Raw genomic sequence first — 17,332 nt, 5'->3', positions numbered from 1 at the left:
CCGGCGAAGGCCCACACCGCGCTGATGGGCGCCCTCCCCGGCCGTCCCGGGCTTCTGGCCCCCCGCCGTTATGTGATCGTCCAGGATCCACCGGCGGAGGCCGACCGGAGCAGCGCATGGCTCCGGCAGCAGATTCTCATGGAAGGGACCGGCCGGGACCGGCGGATGTGACATGACGATCGATGATGCGACGGTCCAGCGAAAGCCGGACTCTCTTCCCAGCCCGTGGCGGTCGAGCCGCTTCCGGCTGTTCTTCATGGCCCGCAGCACGTCGCTGCTGGCCGACGGCATGCTGATGGTCTCCCTCACGACTGCCGTGCTGGGGGCGGGCTACGGGGCCGGCGGGGTGGGATACGCGCTGGCCGCGTGGATGGCGCCGATCGCTCTGCTGGTGCTCTTCGGCGGAGTGCTGGCCGACCGGTTCACCCCGCAGGTGATGATGGTCGGCGCCGATGTGGTGCGGATGGCGGCCATGCTCGCGCTCGCGGCGCTGCTGGTCGCCACCGATGTACGGCTGTGGCAGATCATGGTGCTGATGGCCCTCAGCGGCGCCGCGACCGCCATGTTCCAGCCCGGTCTGGCGAGCATGGTCCCCCAGGTCGCCGAGGACATCCAGCGGGCCAACGCGCTGCTGCGGATCTCCGAGGCGATCAGCACCCTGATCGGTCCCGGAGTGGCCGGTCTCCTCGTGGCCTACTGGCAGGTGTCGGGATCCTTCGTGGTCATCGCGGCGGCCTACGCGCTCAGTGCGCTGGGCCTGGCTCCGCTGCGCAAGCTCAGCACCGTCCGGGACGACAGCGACGACCCGATGTTCCGCAGGCTGGTCACGGGATGGCATGAGTTCCGGTCCCGTTCCTGGCTGTGGGGGGTCATCGCCGTCTGGGCCGTCTACGGCCTCTTCGTCTTCGGCCCGGCTCTGCCGCTCGGCGCCGCGCTGCTCATCGAACAGCACGGGGCCAGCGGATACGGCTGGATCGCCTCCGCTGACGGCGCGGGCACGATCATCGGCGGACTGCTCGGCATGCGGGTCCGGCCCCGTCGCCCGCTCGTCGCGGGGGCCTGTGCCATGTTCTTCTTCGCCCTCAACCCACTGGCGCCCGCCCTCGGCTGGTCCTTCACCGTCACGGCGCTCACCGGTGTTCTGGCCGGCTGCGGATTCGCCTTCTGGGGAGTCATGTGGGCGACCAGCGTGCAGTCCCACATCCCCCTGGCCGTCCTGAGCCGCGTCTACGCCTACGACGTCGCCGGATCCATCATGGTCATCCCGCTGGGCCGGGCGCTGTCCGGTCCGGCGGCCGAATCCGTCGGAGCCGACCGCGTGCTGCTCTTCTCCTCGGTCATGGGGATCGTCTGCATCGCCGTCATGCTCTGTGTGCCCGCCATCCGCGGACTCCGCCAAGCGCCGAAGGTCTCCACCGGGACGGGCGACGACGGCGGAGGCCGCTGAACCACAGGGTGCGGAAGACGGGGCCCGGGCGGGCCGGTGCGCGTTGTCGTGCGATGGCCGTCAGCCGGCGATGAGGGTGTGGAACCCGGTCGGGCCCGTACGAAGTGACGGCTTCCCGCGGGCCGAAGCCGTCGGCACGCAGCGGCGAGCAGCCGGTCTTCGCGGAGTGTCGCACGCACACACGGGCGACTGGTGGGACCCGGTGGTGTCGCCGCTCACGACCGGTCCCTCTGGTGCGCACGGCCCGCGCCGGCGTCGTGGGCGCGGGCGAGCAGCGCGTTGACGGCGAGGGCGGCCGAGGGGTCGGTGTGGGGCAGCCGCTCGATCGCGGCCTGCTCGTCCTCGCTCAGCCCGTCGAGGAGCTGGGTGCGAGCGAGGGTGCGCAGCAGGGCGTGGCGCAGAACGTCGGGGGTGAGAGCGGTGCGGTGGTGCTCGTCGGCGAGCTCCCGCCGGCGGGGCTTCTCGCTGCCGGTGTTCTCCTCGTCCTGGTCGACCGTGTCGGAGTCCGGGTCGTAGGGGGCTCCGGTCGTGGCGAGCAGCAGCACGATGCGCTGCCACTCCGCGAGCTCGGCCGCACCGCGCCCACGGTCGTCGGCGCTCTCTTCGTGCCATGCGTCCTGGCGGCGGTCGAACTCCGCTTCGTCGAGTGCTGCCGCCGCCTCTGTGTGCGTCATGCCCCGGGCGCGGCGGCGGACCGCGGAACGGCCGGCCTTCTCTCCGTCGGCCGAAAGCGCCGACGCACCCGGTCGAGGGTCGGGGACGCGGGGGCCTCGATGCCGGTGGGTGCTCATTCGCATGCCTCGCATTCACGGAACAGGGGCTGGTCCGCAGCCGCCGGTGAACGCCGGTCCCGCGGAGGTTCGCCCGCGTTTTATAGCAGTTTCCTCGTCGCGCCGTCGGAAAGACGGTGGCCTTGCGGGGCGTACGGCCAGCGCGGCGCCGATACCGCTGGACGGTACGCCGCGGGGCCCCCGGGTGAACCGTCGGCCGGCTCCGCGCGTGTCACAGGGCGGCGGTCCCGTTCGCGGGCTCCGGCCGTAAGGACCGCAAGGGCTGTAAGGACTGGAAGAGCCGGAATGACCGGAAGGAGAAGACCGTCGTGTTCAAGCGTTTCGGAAGCAGGGCGCTCATGGCCGGCGCGGCGGGAATCGCCCTGGTGGCCGGCGTACCCGGGACCGCCCTGGCCGACCGGGGCGACGCCATCGCGGGCAGCGGGCAGGTGGTCGTCGCCGTCGGCTGGGAACACGCGGACTTCAGCGGCGCCCAGATCCTGTTCTACGCCTACAACTGCGTCCTCAACCACGAGCCGCAGTACATCGGCGAGCTGCCCGAGGGCTGGAACGACCGCCTCAGCTCGGTCGAGGTCACACAGATATGCGATGTGATGCTCTACGAGCACGGGAACCAGGGCGGCTCGCGTACCCGCCTCACCGCCGGGGTCCGGTATCCGAACCTTCAGGGCTTCAACGATCTGACGAGTTCGCTGAAACTCCTGCGACCGGTGAACTGACTCATCGTGCGCGGTGCCCGGCACGACCCGTTCGCCACGGAGCCCCGGCGCGGTTCACGCCGGGGCCCATCGGTACGGGCAGGGGTCAGAACCGTACGTCGGAGCAGGAGTAGAAGGCGTTCGCGGTGTCCGCGATCGTCCAGACGCCGAGGATCAGATGACGCCCGGACTTACGGGGCAGGGTGCCGGTGTGGGTGACCGTGGCGGGCGGGCGCGCTCCGCCGAACGGCACGGTGAGGAAGGGCTGGGGCTCCAGGTCGGCGCGCGTCAGCGGCTTGGCGGGGTCGTACCCGTCCTTGGTGATGTAGTAGCGGAAGTCTGCCGTGGCATGGCGGACCTTGATCCGCCAATTGAAGGTGTGGCTCTGGCCGGAAGCGAGCGAGGCGGCGGGCCAGGCTCCGCCGCGCGGGTCGTCCAGCTCGGAGAAGCGGCCGTTGCCGCCGGCGCAGATCTGTCCGTCGGCGGGTCCCCCGCCCGGGAACCCTTTCAGCCCTTCGACGCTTTCCGGCTCCCACTGGATCTGGCCGCAGTTCTGGACCGTCCCGGTGGCACAGAGCTTCTGGCGGCTGACGGCGGAGTCGGCGTAACCGTGCCCCTGCGCGCTGCCGGTGGCGCCGATGAGGGTTCCGCCGAGGACGCCGAGACCGACGAGAACCGATGTGATCTTCCTGCGCATGCTTCGCTCCTGAGGAGAGTGTGGGGGTCGCCAGGTGGGGGAGGCGATCAAGCAGTGCGGTCCAGACCGAGTGCGAGCGTAGCCTCCGTACCGGATTCAGGTCTAGACCAAGTCTCTGGGTCTGCGTCTGCTCGGTGACCAAAGTGTCTGCGCTGTATGTCTGATGTCTTTGTGGCCGATGGTGCGCCCGACACCTCGCAGGACAGCGGACACGAGCCCCACCCGCCCATGCCCCCCGGATCACCAGGAGCGGGCCGCGATCGCCCGCTGAGCACCGGCCCGCGTCCGGGGGCCCGCGTTTATCCGACGTTGACCGGCCCTCTCTACGGTCGGCCTGCCTCGGTCGCCCCTGGTGACCGACGCGGCATGGGAGCCGGCACCCGGCTCCCCTGTGCCGTGCGCACCGGCGACTCCCACGGAACCACCGGAGCGGGCGGACCGGCGGCCGGCTCATCGGCCGCCGGCCACGGTCGTCCGGTGAGAGGAAATGCGGTGTCCAGGTTGAGAACCCTGCTGAAACGCTTCGGTGGAGTGCCGGCGGTGCGGACGTGGCAGGTCGTGGTGGTCGCGGCGGTCGTGTGCGGGGCCGCGATCGGCGGGTACGCCGTACGGCCGAGCCTCACACCGGCCGCCTCGGCCCAGAGCGGGCCGCTGCCGAGGGACCTGATCATCGACCGGTCCTCGGCGGTCAAGGTCGACGACACCGACAACGGCTTTCACATCATGGGCGTCACCCCCAGCAGCATCTGGAGCGAGCTGGCGGTCGGCGCCTCCAAGCGCGGTGTCGCGGTGACCTATCTGACGCCCGGGAACGAGGACCCTTACGACTCCAGCCACTGGATCGGCGTATACGAGGGATCCATCGGGGCGAGCACCAAGGTGGGCGACTGGGTCTCCTGGAACTGGGCGACGTACGACTGCGGCAATTACTGCACGGCCACGATCGACCTCCCGGGGGTGCGCAAGGGCCGGACGTACACGGTCGTCTACTACGACAAGTCCGACTGCGGCACCGTCTCCTGCGGCTACAAGGCGCGGGCCACGTACGAGTACACGGCGATCTAGGTCATGACCGAGGTATTCACCGGCGGCCGAGGCCGCTGTGTCACGGGGTTTCTCGCGGTCCTGGCCTGCCTCGCGCTGCTGGCGCCGGCACAGGCGCAGGCCCAAGCCCAGGCGCAAGTACAGGCGCAGGCCCAAGCCCAAGCCCAAGCCAACGTCCAGGCGCAGGCCCAGGAGCGGCCCCGGGCGGCGGAGGCCGAGCGGGCCGCCGCTCCCGCCCGGATCGCGGTGCCCGCCGCTCCACCCGGGCAGGCCCGGACGGCGAACGTCGTCGCGGATGCGCGGACGGAGTATCTGACGCTCATCGAGACCCTGCGCCATAGTCTCGCGGGCACGGGAGCGCACGCCACGGCTATTCTGGGCCGAGCCGGCTATTCGCTCCTGGACGTCACCGACCTGGTGTCCAGCAGCGACAGCATCCAACTGCTCTTCCAGAACAGCGACGCCTATCTCTTCGGGTTCGTGAAGGACCAGAAGCTCTACTGGCTCGGTCCCCAGAGCGACCTCAACACAGCGCTTCTGCCCGAGACGGTCCGGAGTCTGACGAGGGTGTTCGTCGAGGGCTTCAAGGTCAACTATCAGTCGCTGTCCAACATCAACCTCGACTTCGGCGCGCTCGTGTCGTCGGTGGAGGCCCTGACCGGCTTTACGGGAGAGCGGTCCACCGACGCGCTCAAGACGGCGATCGACCGGCTCGCCGTCATGTTCGCCGAGGCCGCCCGGTTCAGCAATGTCGCCACCGTCGTGGGCGAAGCCCTTGTGGGCACCGGACGGAAGGTTGGATTTCAGGCCAACTTCATCAACGGCTGGCGGCCCATCTCCCGGCAGTGGGCCCTCGGGGAGGACCACTACTTCCAGCAGACCAAGCGGCTCACCTTCGCGGCCATCGGATCGGTCCTGGTGCTGGCGCACGCCATCGCCCGCAATCCCCGCGACATCACTCTGCCCGCCTTCACCGGCCCCCTCCAGTCAGCCAAGGACGGGCTGGTCGCCGATGTCCACAACGCCGACTCCCGGGTGGGCACCCGGGTCAAGGCGCTGGCCGGCACCGGGCACGCGGCCCAGACCTGGTCCATGCGCTGGAGCGACACCGGGGGGTGGCGGTTCATCAGCAAGCTCGACCCGAACCGGGCGCTCGGACAGAGCGCGGACTCCCATCAGGCCGTGCTGGTGGAGGCCGCCGAAGGCCGCGAGAACCAGCAGTGGCGGATCATCGACGCCGGGGACGGCTGGGCCGTCGTACGCAACGGTGACCGGTGTCTGACCGCCGGAAGCAGCGATGCCACGCTGCTGCTGAAGGGGTGCGACCCGGCCCAGCCGGGGCAGCGGTGGAAGGCCCCCGGCGTCGCCCCCGAGCGGGCCGTGCCGCCGCTGGCGCGGACCGGTCTGCTGACCGGGATCGGCGGGCAGTGCCTTGAGGTCCGGGACGGCCGCGACGCCGACGGGACCCCCGTACGGCAGAACGGCTGCTCCGGCGCCGCCGGCCAGGTATGGACCCTGGCGTCCAGCGGAGAGGTGCGGGCCCTGGGCAAGTGTCTGGATGTCCAGAGCGGCGGCGCCTCCGCCGGGTCCCCGGTGCGGCTGTGGAGCTGCAACGGGTCGCCCGCGCAGAAGTGGGTGCACACCGGTGCCGGGGAGCTGCTGAATCCGCAGTCGGACAACTGTCTCGACGTACCCGGCGGGGTGGTCGGCGACGGCCGTCAGCTCCAGGTCGCACGCTGCGACGACAGCGCCGCGCAGCGCTGGTCCCTCGCCCCTGTGCCGAAGACCCCGCCGGGCGCCGGGGACGCCGGTGACCCGTTCGACGACTCGCCCGACAACCGGGGCGCCAAGCCCGCGGCGTCCGGGGACTGCCGTCCGGAGGGCATGAAGCCGACGGAGGGGGTGGCGACGCGGTACTGCGACGTCTACGACTCCTCGGGGCGGGAGTGGGTCGGCAACGACCGCTCACGCCGGGTGATCGGCTACTTCAACGGGCGGCGCACGGGCGCGAACGGGACGCCGAGGTATCTGGTGTCCAACATCCCGTGGACGAAGGTGACTCACATCAACTACGCGTTCGCCCGCGTGGAGAACGACCGCATCAGCGTCGGCGACGTCCAGGACCCCGCGAACCCGGCGACCGGCATGACCTGGTCCGGGGCACGGAACGCCATGGACCCGTCCCTGCCGTACAAGGGCCACTTCAATCTCCTGAACACCTACAAGAAGCGGCACCCCGCGGTGAAGACCCTGATCTCCGTCGGCGGCTGGGAGGACACCCGCAACCTCTACGCGATGGCCACCAACGCTGACGGCACGGTGAACGAGCGCGGGATCGCCGAGTTCGCCGACTCGGTCACCGCGTTCCTGGACCGGTACGGCTTCGACGGCGTCGACATCGACTACGAGTACCCGACCTCGCTGCCGAACACCGGCAATCCGGCCGACTGGGATGTCTCCAACCCGCGCCGCGCGGGACTCCAGCAGGGCTACAACGTGTTGATGAAGACCCTGCGGGAGAAGCTCGACCGCGCCGGGACGGCCAAGGGCCGCTACTACCTGCTCACCTCGGCCGGCTCCTCGTCCGGCTATCTGGTGCGCGGACTCGACGCCGGTCAGGCGCTCCAGTACCAGGACTACGTCAACATCATGGCGTACGACCTGCACGGCTCCTGGAACAAGTACGTCGGCCCGCAGGCCCCGCTGTACGACGACGGACGGGACAACGAGCTCGCCGACGCCGGAGTCTACGACGACCAGTCGGCCGACACGAAGGACTTCCAGAAGCACGGCTACTTCAACGCCGACTGGGCGTACCACTACTACCGGGGGGCACTGTCTCCGAGCAGGATCAACATGGGCATCCCGTACTACTCCCGCGGCTGGCGCGACGTCCAGGGCGGTACGGACGGGCTGTGGGGCACGGCGACGATGCCGGACCAGTCCCAGTGCCCCAAGGGCACCGGGGGCCGGGGCCCGTCCAACGCGCAGCGGTGCGGGCTGGGCGCGATCGGGATCGACAACATCTGGCACGACAAGGAGAACGGCCAGGAGGTCGGCGCCGGGTCGAATCCGCTGTGGCACACCAAGAACCTCCAGGCGGGACTCTCCCCCGGCTATCTGCGGTCCTACGGCGTCGACCCGGGCTCGCAGACGGGCCGGCTGACCGGCGCGTACACGGAGAAGTACTCCGACGCGCTCCAGGCTCCCTGGCTGTGGAACGACAGCAAGAAGGTGTTCCTGTCGACGGAGAACGAGCGGTCATTGGACGCTAAGGCCCGGTACATCGCGGACAAGGGCATCGGCGGCGCCATGATGTGGGAGCTGTCGGGCGACTACACCCGGCGGTCCGGCGGCGAGTGGGGCATGGGGTACGACCTCACCAGCCGGCTCGACACGGCGCTGCGGGCGGCCGGCGCCCCGGACGGCACACAGGCCGGCGCCGGGCGGAGCATGCCGAAGGAGGCGGTCGACGTCCGGGTGGAGCTGACCGACTTCCCCACCGGGGAGAAGGATCTCTTTCCGATGCAGCCCAAGCTGAGGATCACCAACAACACCAAGGTGACCCTCGCGCAGGGCACGGAGATCGCGCTGGACCTCCCGACCTCGACCCCGCCCAACGTCAAGGACCGGGACTACAAGGAGCTCAAGGGCCTCGTCCCCGGACACACCGGTCCCAACGCCGGTGGGCTGAAGGGCGCCTTCCACCGGCTCACGCTCACCCTCGGCTACTGCGAGGATCTGGCGCCGGGGGCGTCCCGGGAGATCGACCTCCGGTACTACCTGCCCATCACCGGACCGGCGAACGTCACCGTCAAGGCCGGGGGCAAGGAGTTCGCCTCCACGACGGGCCAGCGGCGCGGTACAACGGTCGTCGACCCGCCCGCGCCCGCGTCCGGCACCGCCTGCCGGGCGGCGGCGTGGAAGCCCGGCCAGGTCTACCGGCCCGACGGCGGACGGATGTGGCGCATGTACGACAAGGGGGCCCAGGGCTGGCAGTTCGAGTACGCCGACAGCCCCGCCGGCCGGCCGATGATGATCGACAACTTCCCGGATCAGTCCCGTGTCCATCTCGTGGAAGCCGACGCGGGCAACCCCAACCAGTACTGGAAGATCACCTCTGTGGGGGGCGGTCTGCATACCGTCGCCAGTGGGGGCAGATGTCTGACCGCCACCGGCTCCCGTGAGGACACGGCCTCCATCAGGTGCGATGAGCGCGGTGCGCAGAAGTGGAAGCTGGTGCCCATCAGCGACAGCGGCCAGGAGGGCGCCCCGGGCGGGCCGCGGCACAACGGCCTGTTCAAGCTGCGGGCCGCCGGCGCGGACCACGACATCGAGGCGGCGAACGGCGCGACCGACCGGGAAACCCGGATCATCACCGGTGACCTGGCGAACTCGACGGCGGCGTTCGTGAAGCACGGCGGGTACTACTGGTACGCCCAGTGGTACACCACCGTCGAGCCGGGGACGGCGGAGGCGAACGGCGGAAAGCCGTGGCAGCGGCTCAGCCCGGCCGCCCCCTGACCCACCCGTCCGAACGATCGGGGCCCCGGCGGAGTCATGAGCCCGCCGGGGCCCCGGCTTGCCGTATCCCCTGCGGGCAGGGGATACGGAAGACGGCCGATCGCTGCCATCCGGCCCTGAGGCCACCCGTTCGAGGGGCGTCCTGAGCGCGACATCCTCGGGCGAGCGGCGTGGCTCGATCATGCTGGCAAGGGCGCGGAACGGCTGTGCCCCAGGTGATCGAAGGAGAACAGCATGCCCATGGACGCCGTCGCGCGGTTCCTGACCGCCCTGAGCCCGGAGCACCGGGAGGAAGTCGCAAGACGGCCGGCCGACGAGCAGGAGCAGCTCGCCGCCGCCTGGGAGGCAGAGCTGGCGAGAGACGATCTCGACACGCTGGACGAGTTGTCGCCCGCTGCCGCTGAGAGCGAGGCGGCGAGGCGCATCGTCGGCGGAACAGCACCGGAGTCGGAGTAGCCGGCTCGTCTCGCCGAGTCGGGTGTGGGGGGTCGCTCCGCCCGCCGACGGAAGCGAGACGCGGGGGTCCGGCTCCGGCCGGCCGGTGGGAGGGAACCGTCCCCGCGGGCGCGGGCCCCCGTGCCCGCAGGGCACGGCAGACAGACGGGACTTCGAGGGCACTCGCCTACGCCCGGTTGCCGTCGGCGCACGCCGCGCCCGCGCACTCCGGGGCCCTGCCGCCGGTCCCCCGGTACACGCTGGGGCTCACCCCATGGATCCGTTTGAAGGCCGCGCTGAAGCCGAAGGCGTCCGCGTAGCCCACCTGGTGGGCCACGGCGGCGACCGTCGCGGTGGACTCGGTCAGCAGATCGGCGGCGAGGGCCATCCGCCAGTCGGTCAGATAGGTCAGCGGCGGCCGGCCCACCAGCCGGGCGAACCGCTGGGCCAGGGTGGTGCGGGACACTCCCGCCTCGGCGGCCAGTGCCGCGAGCGTCCAGGGATGCTCGGGCGCCGCGTGCATCGCTCGGAGCGCCGGGCCGACGGCGTCGTCGGTCAGCGCGCCGAGCCACCCCGGCGGCAGGCCCTCCGGCTGATCGAGCCAGCCGCGCAGCGTGCACACCAACAGCCAGTCGAGCAGCCGGTCCTGGACGACCTGCTGCCCCGGCGGGCACGCGCCGGCCTGCGCGTCCAGGAAGTCGAGCGCGGAGGAGCAGTCGTCCCCGCCGGGCAGCACCATCAGCGGCGGCAGCACCCCGAGCAGCCGCCGGGCCACCTCGGTGCGCACCTGGTAGGTCCCGATGACCAGCGTCGTGGAGCCGGTGGGCCGCTCAGCCGGCTGCCCGGCGGAGGCGGGTCGGTCGGCGGAGGCGGGTCGGTCGGCGAGTACGCATGCCACCGGCTGCTGTACGACCAGGGCGTCACCGGCCCGCAGCGGCCGTGGCGCTCCGCCCTTCCCGGTGGAGATCCAGCCCTCGCCCCGCAGCGGCGCGACCAGCGTCAGATCCGCCTCCGGTGAGAATCGCAGGCTCCAGGGCGGCGACAGCTCCCGCCGGCTGAAGCCGGCGCCGTCCGTGCGCACCCCCCGGAGCAGTTCGTCGATCGGGTCCATGCGTCTCACCCTAACGATCCGGACGAACGGACATGTTCCCCGGACGACGAGCCATGGGGCCCTTGCCGCCGTTCCGGTTGGCTCTCTGTCATGACTGACGATGCGATTCTCGTTCTCGGCGGCACGGGCAAGACCGGCCGCCCCTTGGTCCGTACGCTGCGGGAAGCCGGCCGGCTGGTACGGGCCGCGTCCCGCAACGGCGAGACACGGTTCGACTGGTCCGACCAGAGCACCTGGGCGCCCGCGCTGGACGGGGCGGCGGCGGTGTATCTCATGGCCCCTGCGGATCCGGCCGTGGTGCCGGTCTTCGTCCAGCAGGCGACGGAGGCGGGGGTCCGCCGTTTCGTCGTGCTGTCCGGACGCGGGATCGAGCAGGTGCCCGCGACGGTCTTCCGGGGCATGGCCGCCGCCGAGCGGGCCGTACGGGCCTCCGGCGCGGAGTGGTCGATCATCCGCCCGAACAACTTCAACCAGAACTTCGACGACGACGCCGTCTGGCGGACCCAGCTGCGGGCGGGCCGGCTGGCCCTGCCGACCGGCTCCGTCCCCGACCCGTTCGTCGACGTCCATGACATCGCCGACGTCGCGGCGGCGCTGCTGACCACGGACGGCCACCACGGCGAGGTGTACGAGCTCTCCGGGCCGCGTCCGGTCACCTTCGAGGCGGCCGTGGCGACGATGGCCCGGGCGGCCGGCCGGCCGATCGAGTTCGTGGAGCTCACCCCGGCGGAGTACCGGGGGGAGCTGCGGGCCGAAGGACTGCCCGAGGAGGCGGTCGACGAACTCGACGCCCTCTTCGAGGCGATGCGCGCGGGCCACCACACCGAGCCCCGCGACGGAGTCCAGCGTGTCCTCGGGCGGGAGCCCCTCGACTTCGACGTCTACGCGGCCCGCGCGGCGGCGGCCGGCGCCTGGTCCTGATCCATCCGGAGGACGGCTGGCACACGACGGATCGGCGACGCCACCGCGGGTGGGGTTCGAGGCGCGCTCGTGGAGACACATGCGCGGACCCGGCCGCCGGTTGCTGCCGGGCGGCCGGGCCCTTCAGGTCATGCGGGACGGATATGCGGTGCGGTGGCGGCTACTTCAGCCGGTAGGCGTTGGTGACCGTCTGCTCCAGTCTGCCTCCGTTCTCGTCGGTGATCTTCACTCGGAGGGCGACGAAGCCGTCGGTGCCGGCCTTCGCCGGGTGGCGGACGACGGTTCGGAAGGCGCCCTGCGCGTCCTTGACCGGGGTGGGGGCCGCTCGCCAGGTCGTGCCGCCGTCGTAGGACACGTCCAGGCTCGCGTCCTTCATCGGGACCGGGGTGGCGTCGTAGTTCGTGGCGGGCCTGAAGGCCAGGGTGAACGGGGCTCCGGCGCGGGCCGCGTTCTCCCCGTCGAGCGGGAGGTCCCAGACGTTGTTGACCAGCGGCAGCGGGGTCTGCCCCTCGGTGCCCGCCGAGTCGAAGGTCCATGCGGTGTGGCCGGCGGTGGCCAGCTGCCACTGGTCCACCTGGTCCTTGACGTCGACCTCGACACGGTAGGTGGCCTTCGCCCCGCTGTCGACGGTGAAGTACCCCTGCGGGTAACTGCCGGTGGCGATCAGTTCACCGTTCTCGTACACCCGGGTCTCGGCGTCGTCGGCGGGGAAGTAGAAGGCGTGGCCGTGGTTGGAGTCGGTGATGGTGGCCATGTTGAGCAGGAACGTGTTGCCGTCGCGGTAGGGCGGCACATGCACCGCGGTCACACCGGGCACCAGCGGCCCCTTGAACCAGTCCCGGTTGCCGTGGTCCCCGGGCCGGGCCAGCCTGTCGGGCATGACGACCGAGCCGTAGCGGCTGTAGGGCCACTGGCTGAAGCCGGTCTGCCCGTACAGGTTGTCCGCGTCGGGCAGGAAGAAGTGGCGGGCCCGATGACCGGGTCTCGACTCCAGGAAGTAGGTGAACTCCCCGAACTCGTACGGCCGGAATCCGCTGACCGTCCAGGCGCTGGTCTGGCCGGGGCGGCCAGGACGGCGCAGGGCCCTGGCCGGTCTCGGCCGCCGTCGAACCGCCGGGCCGAGGTGCCGGAGCTGCTGGCCGAGGGGGCACCGCACCCCGGTGTCTGCCCCGACAGGGCCGTACGGGCGGGGCGGGGCTTCGTCTCCGCGCGGCGGAGCGCGGAGCCGGCGGCCCGGCGGCCCCTCGGGTGGAGGGCGCCCGCTGCCGTCACGCGCGGAGGACATGGAGCCCGGCCCCGGTGTGACGGACGGTCTCGCAGCCATGTGCGGCGGGCCGCCCGAGTCCGCGAGGATACGCCTGTGAACGAGATGGACGACGAGATACATGAGATGAACGACGCGGTGCGTCAGGCGATCGCGGGCGAGCTCCAGCTTATGGACCCCGAGGTGCGCTCGTCGCGGGAGCGTGCCGGGCGGCTCCTCGACCCGGAGTTCACGGAGGTCGGCGGGTCGGGCCGGAGGTGGACCCACGACACCATGCTCGCTGAGCTGCCCGACATCCCGGGCAGCTCGGCGGAGGCTCCCCGCTATGAGCCCTCGCATATCTCGGGGGTGCTGCTCGCACCAGGTCTGGTGCATCTCACGTTTGAGACCATGCTCGGCGGACGCCGGACCAGACGTAGTTCGATCTGGCGCGAGGGGGACGCGGGCGAGGGCTGGCGGATGTACTACCACCAGGCCACCCCCGTACCGCCCGGTGTGGAGTAGCGGTCCGGGACCCGGGACACCAGCGTCAGGAGCGGCCGGCGGGGGCGGGCGTCACCGCAGCATACGCCTCCAGCCTCCGCACCATGGGCCCCACCACCGCTGGTATGGCGAGCGACGGCTCTCCCTCGCCCGTCTCCCCGCGCTGCCGCGCGCCCCGCCTGGCCTCCGCTCCAGGGCGGAGGCGCGGAGCCGTCGCCCTGCCGTGGCGTCATCCGGTGAGCGCAGGGCGGGAGAGGAAGCAGGGCTACAGGGTTCCCGGGCGGTCAGAGCACCCTTCGCTCGACTCATCCGGGGGTTTTCTCCTGGAGCAACGGTGTGCGGCCGTCGGGATTCCACCGTGCCCAGGCGTCGAGAGCGCGGCCCGGGTCGCCGTCCCCCGGGGTGCGTGCTGGACTGCTGGACACCGGCCCGATGAACGACCGTCACCTGGTCGACACCGGAACAGAAGAAATGAGACATGAGAGCTTTCCGGCTCGCGTGCGTCGCGTTGCCTTTCACCCTGGCCATGCTCACCACGACCGCACCGGCAGTCCAGGCGGATCCGTCCCCCGCGCCCCGGCAGGGCGTGAAGTGCGAGAAGCACGGGCAGGGTGACCCGGCGACCACGGTGCCCGCCATCGGTCAGACCTGGGCCCTGAACTACGGCGACAACACCCCGTTCGGACCGGGGCCGTTCGCCGGCACCATCGCCTTCCACTCGGCGACTGAGGCCACCCTGGTGGTGACCGCGGGAACCAACGCGGGGCTGACCCAGGAGATCACCTTCAAAACCACCCGGTTGCGGGAATGCCTGTACTCCCTGACCTGGCATGAGCCCATTACCGGGTCGTACGTCACCCAGGCGCAGGACTACACCCTGCACCGGGTCCACAGCAGCATTGTCCTGGGCACTCAGTTCATCCAGATTTCCGGCACCTTCCTCCGTGTCGAGTGAGCCCGGCCACCACCCGGCTCCGGCCCCCCTCGGGGCCCGGAGCGGATCACCCGCGGCGATCCGCCCGTCCTGCTCGCCGACTTGATCGGCCGGTCTCCCGGATCTCCTCGGTCCGGGGGGGCCAGCCGATCGTCGGCATCCGCCCCGCTGGTCACCCTGACCGGAACCGGTCGGACCGGTTCGGCCTCCGGCACAACACAGCCTCCCATCACCGGAGTTGATAGCCTCAGGGCCGTGGAGCTCCGCACACTTGAGTACTTCGTCGCGGTGGCGGAGGAGAGGTCGTTCACCAAGGCGGCGGCCCGCTGTCATGTCGTTCAGCCCGCGATCAGCCAGCAGATCCAGGCCCTGGAGAAGGAGCTGGGCGAGCCGCTGTTCGAACGGCTGCCCCGGCAGGTGGTCCTCACCTCCGGGGGCGCCGCTCTGCTGCCGCACGCCCGGGCCTGTCTGGCGGCGGCTGCGTCGGCCACCCTGGAGTTCGCCGACCGTTCCACTCTGCTCAGCGGCTCATTCGCCCTGGGGACCGTCGGCGGTCTGGAAGGCACCCGCATCCCCCGGCTGCTGGGGGAGTATCACCGCCGCTATCCCGGGGTCTCGGTGAGTCTCGCCGGGGCGTCGAGCCCGTCGCTGCTGACGAAGGTCCGCGACGGGGGGATCGACGCGGCCGTGATCGCGGCGCCGCCGGAAGGGCTGCCCGCCGCCGTCGGATCACGGGTGCTCCTGGAGGACCGGATCGTCGCGGTCCTCCCCGCCGGAAGCAGGGCGGCGAACCGTCCGATGACCCTCGACGATGCGGTCCTGAGCCCCGTCATCAGCTACGGCACCGACAGCGGAGTTCACGCGTTCATCCGTGACGCCTTCGCCGCGCGGGCGCTGCGACTGGACATCGCCTACGCGACGAACGACGTCGCCCTCCAGGTCGCGTTGGTCGCGGAGCGGGTCGGCATCGCCCTGACCTCCGGGACGAGTCCTGTTCTCGCCGCCGACCCGCGGTTCGTCGTCGTGCCGCTGGAACCCGCCATCCGGCTGCGGAAGGTGTTCGTCTGGCGGCTGGGCACCCAGCTGGGTGCGCCGCTGCGGGGCTTTCTCGACTTGTGGACGGAGCTGTCCGACAGGCCGGCGCCTGGCGGGGCCACCGCGTAATCCACCACCACCGGAGCGCTGGGCGACGCCCCCCGTATCAGCCCCGTACCAGCCCGTACAAGCCCGTACAAGCCCGTACAAGCCCCCCGCAGCGTCCCCCGTACAGCGGTGGTCCCGTTGCGATCACCGATGATGACGGCTGCCATCACCGCTGTGTATTGGACGTGCGCAGCCGGTGGCCAGAGGCTGATGGCGGGCCGTTGGTCTGCGGCCTGATTCCCGGATTCCCGAGTGGGAGGGGGTGTCGGGTGCCGTCATCCATGGGCTCCAGGGCCGCTGGGGTTACCAGGCGGAGGAGGTCGTCCTCTTGGGCGACGAGCAGCGCGTCGTGGGCGAGAGGCAGGGACAGGCGGATGAGAGTGATCGTCGTGGGCGGGGGCATAGCCGGGTTGACCTGCGCCCTGAGCCTGCATGCCGCCGGCTTCGCGCCGCAGGTGTGCGAAGCGGCGCGGGCTGTCGAGGCGGTCGGCGTGGGGATCAACCTGCTGCCGCACGCCGTCCGGGAACTCGCCGAGCTCGGCCTGGCCGGTGAACTGGCCTCCATCGCGCTGCCCCCGGATCGGCTGAGCTACCGCGACCGGACGGGCGAGGCGGTGTGGGAGGAGCCGATCGGGCTCGCGGCCGGCTACCACTGGCCGCAGTACTCCGTGCACCGCGGGCGTCTGCAGATGCTGCTGCTGACGGCGGTGCTTGAGCGGCTGGGGCCGGGCTCGGTCCGCACCGGCCGGCTGTTCCAGCGGTTCGAGCAGACCGCGGGCGGTGTCCGGGCCCACTTCCTGGACCGGGCGAGCGGCGCTTCGACGGTCGAGGACGCCGATGTGCTGATCGGCTCCGACGGCATCGACTCCGCGGTCCGCACCCAGCTCTACCCGGGCGAGGGCCCCTCGAACTGGAACGGCGTCCACATGTGGCGCGGGGTCGCACGGTACCCGCACGTCCTCGACGGCCGTTCGATCGTGGTGGCCGGCGGCACCCCTGGCGCGAAGTTCGTCGCGTACCCGATCGAGGACCCGGCGACCGAGGGCGGCGAAGCCTTGATGAACTGGGTGCTGGAGGTACGGCACGGGCCGTCCGCCCCGGCTCCGGACGGCGCCAGCCGTCGCGTCACGACGGCGGAGGCCCGCGCCGGGCTGTCGGGCTGGGACCTGCCGTGGATCGACCTGGCGACGCTGGTCGACCGCTCCTCGGCGATCTTCGAGTATCCGATGCTCGACCGCGCCCCCCTGCCGCGGTGGAGCTTCGGACGGGTCGCCCTGCTCGGCGACGCCGCACACCCGATGTTCCCGATGGGCATGAACGGCGGATCGCAGTCCGTCGTCGACACCCGGGTACTGGCCTGGTGTCTGGCCCGGGAGAACGACCCTGTGGCCGCGCTCCGCCGCTACGACCGGATGCGCCGGCCGACCGTCAACGCGGTCGTGCTGGCCAACCGGGACCTGGGACCGGAAGAGATCATCGCGCGAGCCGCGGACCACGGCGGGGCGCTGCCCGCCGGGCAGGCCGAGGAGATCGCGACCCGCTACAGAGAGCTGGCCCGGTCCACCGTGGCCCAGGTCAACGCCCACGCGTCGTGGACGGTCCCGCGCCATGCCGCGGACCCGGCAGGGTGAGGATCAACGCACCCCATGGCGGGGCCTCCACGGCCATCAGCAGCCGTCGTCGCCGCTCGTCCGGATACGGCGACAACACCACGAACCACGGATCCCGTCCAGGATGCCCACACCACACCGACGAGCCCCAGAAAACAAAGCAACACCTTGATGATCTGCGAGCCCTGAGAGACGGACACGGCAGACGGGGAAGGGCCCCACCGCCCGGC

The 17,332-nt window shown here is 71.3% G+C and carries 14 protein-coding genes; 10 read left to right on the top strand and 4 right to left on the bottom strand.

Annotated features, from left to right (window positions below; translation table 11 throughout):
- Nucleotides 1-172: 172 nt before the first annotated feature.
- A complete protein-coding gene (locus tag FF041_RS18320) occupies nt 173-1,447 on the top strand; it encodes an MFS transporter (protein ID WP_153523801.1) in 1,275 nt (424 codons plus the stop codon).
- A gap of 215 nt (nt 1,448-1,662) precedes the next feature.
- Here the strand turns inward: FF041_RS18320 and FF041_RS18315 are convergent, their stop codons facing one another.
- Nucleotides 1,663-2,121, bottom strand: coding sequence for a hypothetical protein (locus tag FF041_RS18315; RefSeq protein WP_153523800.1), 459 nt, complete (start codon nt 2,119-2,121; stop codon nt 1,663-1,665).
- Between the two features lie 425 nt (nt 2,122-2,546).
- On the opposite strand from FF041_RS18315, the gene FF041_RS18310 reads away from it, so the two are divergent.
- Nucleotides 2,547-2,957, top strand: a complete 411-nt coding sequence (locus FF041_RS18310; RefSeq protein ID WP_153523799.1) for a hypothetical protein — start codon at nt 2,547-2,549, stop codon at nt 2,955-2,957.
- Between the two features lie 85 nt (nt 2,958-3,042).
- Here the strand turns inward: FF041_RS18310 and FF041_RS18305 are convergent, their stop codons facing one another.
- On the bottom strand, nt 3,043-3,633 hold the full coding sequence (locus FF041_RS18305) for a lytic polysaccharide monooxygenase auxiliary activity family 9 protein (protein ID WP_153523798.1): 591 nt from the start codon (nt 3,631-3,633) through the stop codon (nt 3,043-3,045).
- A 492-nt stretch (nt 3,634-4,125) separates the two neighbouring features.
- Here FF041_RS18305 and FF041_RS18300 point away from each other — a divergent pair, with 492 nt between their 5' ends.
- The 3 genes from FF041_RS18300 (at nt 4,126) to FF041_RS18290 (ending at nt 9,657) form a co-directional block, all read left to right on the top strand.
- Nucleotides 4,126-4,698, top strand: coding sequence for a hypothetical protein (locus tag FF041_RS18300; RefSeq protein ID WP_153523797.1), 573 nt, complete (start codon nt 4,126-4,128; stop codon nt 4,696-4,698).
- 3 nt (nt 4,699-4,701) lie between these two features.
- Nucleotides 4,702-9,201 carry a glycosyl hydrolase family 18 protein gene (locus FF041_RS18295; protein WP_153523796.1) on the top strand — a complete coding sequence of 1,500 codons (4,500 nt, stop codon included), beginning with the start codon at nt 4,702-4,704 and terminating at the stop codon, nt 9,199-9,201.
- A gap of 234 nt (nt 9,202-9,435) precedes the next feature.
- Nucleotides 9,436-9,657, top strand: coding sequence for a hypothetical protein (locus FF041_RS18290; protein WP_153523795.1), 222 nt, complete (start codon nt 9,436-9,438; stop codon nt 9,655-9,657).
- A gap of 166 nt (nt 9,658-9,823) precedes the next feature.
- On the opposite strand, the gene FF041_RS18285 is transcribed toward FF041_RS18290, so the two are convergent.
- Complete coding sequence (locus tag FF041_RS18285; RefSeq protein ID WP_153523794.1) at nt 9,824-10,747, bottom strand: AraC family transcriptional regulator; 924 nt, start codon at nt 10,745-10,747, stop codon at nt 9,824-9,826.
- A 90-nt stretch (nt 10,748-10,837) separates the two neighbouring features.
- Between FF041_RS18285 and FF041_RS18280 the strand changes: the two genes are divergently transcribed.
- Nucleotides 10,838-11,668: an NAD(P)H-binding protein gene (locus tag FF041_RS18280; RefSeq protein WP_153523793.1), complete on the top strand. Its 831-nt coding sequence runs from the start codon at nt 10,838-10,840 to the stop codon at nt 11,666-11,668.
- A 160-nt stretch (nt 11,669-11,828) separates the two neighbouring features.
- Here FF041_RS18280 and FF041_RS18275 read toward each other — a convergent pair whose 3' ends face one another.
- Nucleotides 11,829-12,824: a hypothetical protein gene (locus FF041_RS18275; protein ID WP_153523792.1), complete on the bottom strand. Its 996-nt coding sequence runs from the start codon at nt 12,822-12,824 to the stop codon at nt 11,829-11,831.
- Nucleotides 12,825-13,037: 213 nt separating this feature from the next.
- Between FF041_RS18275 and FF041_RS18270 the strand changes: the two genes are divergently transcribed.
- The 4 genes from FF041_RS18270 to FF041_RS18255 all read left to right on the top strand — a co-directional run bounded on the left by FF041_RS18270 (nt 13,038) and on the right by FF041_RS18255 (nt 17,123).
- Entirely contained in the window at nt 13,038-13,436 is a 399-nt protein-coding gene (locus FF041_RS18270) for a nuclear transport factor 2 family protein (RefSeq protein WP_153523850.1), read from the top strand.
- A gap of 457 nt (nt 13,437-13,893) precedes the next feature.
- The gene (locus FF041_RS18265; protein ID WP_153523791.1) at nt 13,894-14,370 is read left to right on the top strand and encodes a MoaF-related domain-containing protein; all 477 of its coding nucleotides are present in this window, start codon (nt 13,894-13,896) and stop codon (nt 14,368-14,370) included.
- A 234-nt stretch (nt 14,371-14,604) separates the two neighbouring features.
- Nucleotides 14,605-15,513, top strand: a complete 909-nt coding sequence (locus FF041_RS18260; protein ID WP_323392043.1) for a LysR family transcriptional regulator — start codon at nt 14,605-14,607, stop codon at nt 15,511-15,513.
- A 353-nt stretch (nt 15,514-15,866) separates the two neighbouring features.
- Nucleotides 15,867-17,123, top strand: a complete 1,257-nt coding sequence (locus FF041_RS18255) for an FAD-dependent monooxygenase (protein ID WP_153523790.1) — start codon at nt 15,867-15,869, stop codon at nt 17,121-17,123.
- Nucleotides 17,124-17,332: the final 209 nt, after the last annotated feature.

Source organism: Streptomyces jumonjinensis, assembly GCF_009600885.1.
Classification (GTDB): domain Bacteria; phylum Actinomycetota; class Actinomycetes; order Streptomycetales; family Streptomycetaceae; genus Streptomyces; species Streptomyces jumonjinensis.
This window is presented reverse-complemented; position numbering and strand designations above follow the sequence as displayed.

Coding starts and splice junctions, on each gene's coding strand:
- FF041_RS18270 (WP_153523850.1), top strand. CDS start 13,038: ATGGACGACGAGATACATGAGATGAACGACGCGGTGCGTCAGGCGATC.
- FF041_RS18265 (WP_153523791.1), top strand. CDS start 13,894: ATGAGAGCTTTCCGGCTCGCGTGCGTCGCGTTGCCTTTCACCCTGGCC.
- FF041_RS18285 (WP_153523794.1), bottom strand. CDS start 10,747: ATGGACCCGATCGACGAACTGCTCCGGGGGGTGCGCACGGACGGCGCC.
- FF041_RS18320 (WP_153523801.1), top strand. CDS start 173: ATGACGATCGATGATGCGACGGTCCAGCGAAAGCCGGACTCTCTTCCC.
- FF041_RS18295 (WP_153523796.1), top strand. CDS start 4,702: ATGACCGAGGTATTCACCGGCGGCCGAGGCCGCTGTGTCACGGGGTTT.
- FF041_RS18315 (WP_153523800.1), bottom strand. CDS start 2,121: ATGACGCACACAGAGGCGGCGGCAGCACTCGACGAAGCGGAGTTCGAC.
- FF041_RS18290 (WP_153523795.1), top strand. CDS start 9,436: ATGCCCATGGACGCCGTCGCGCGGTTCCTGACCGCCCTGAGCCCGGAG.
- FF041_RS18255 (WP_153523790.1), top strand. CDS start 15,867: ATGAGAGTGATCGTCGTGGGCGGGGGCATAGCCGGGTTGACCTGCGCC.
- FF041_RS18280 (WP_153523793.1), top strand. CDS start 10,838: ATGACTGACGATGCGATTCTCGTTCTCGGCGGCACGGGCAAGACCGGC.
- FF041_RS18305 (WP_153523798.1), bottom strand. CDS start 3,633: ATGCGCAGGAAGATCACATCGGTTCTCGTCGGTCTCGGCGTCCTCGGC.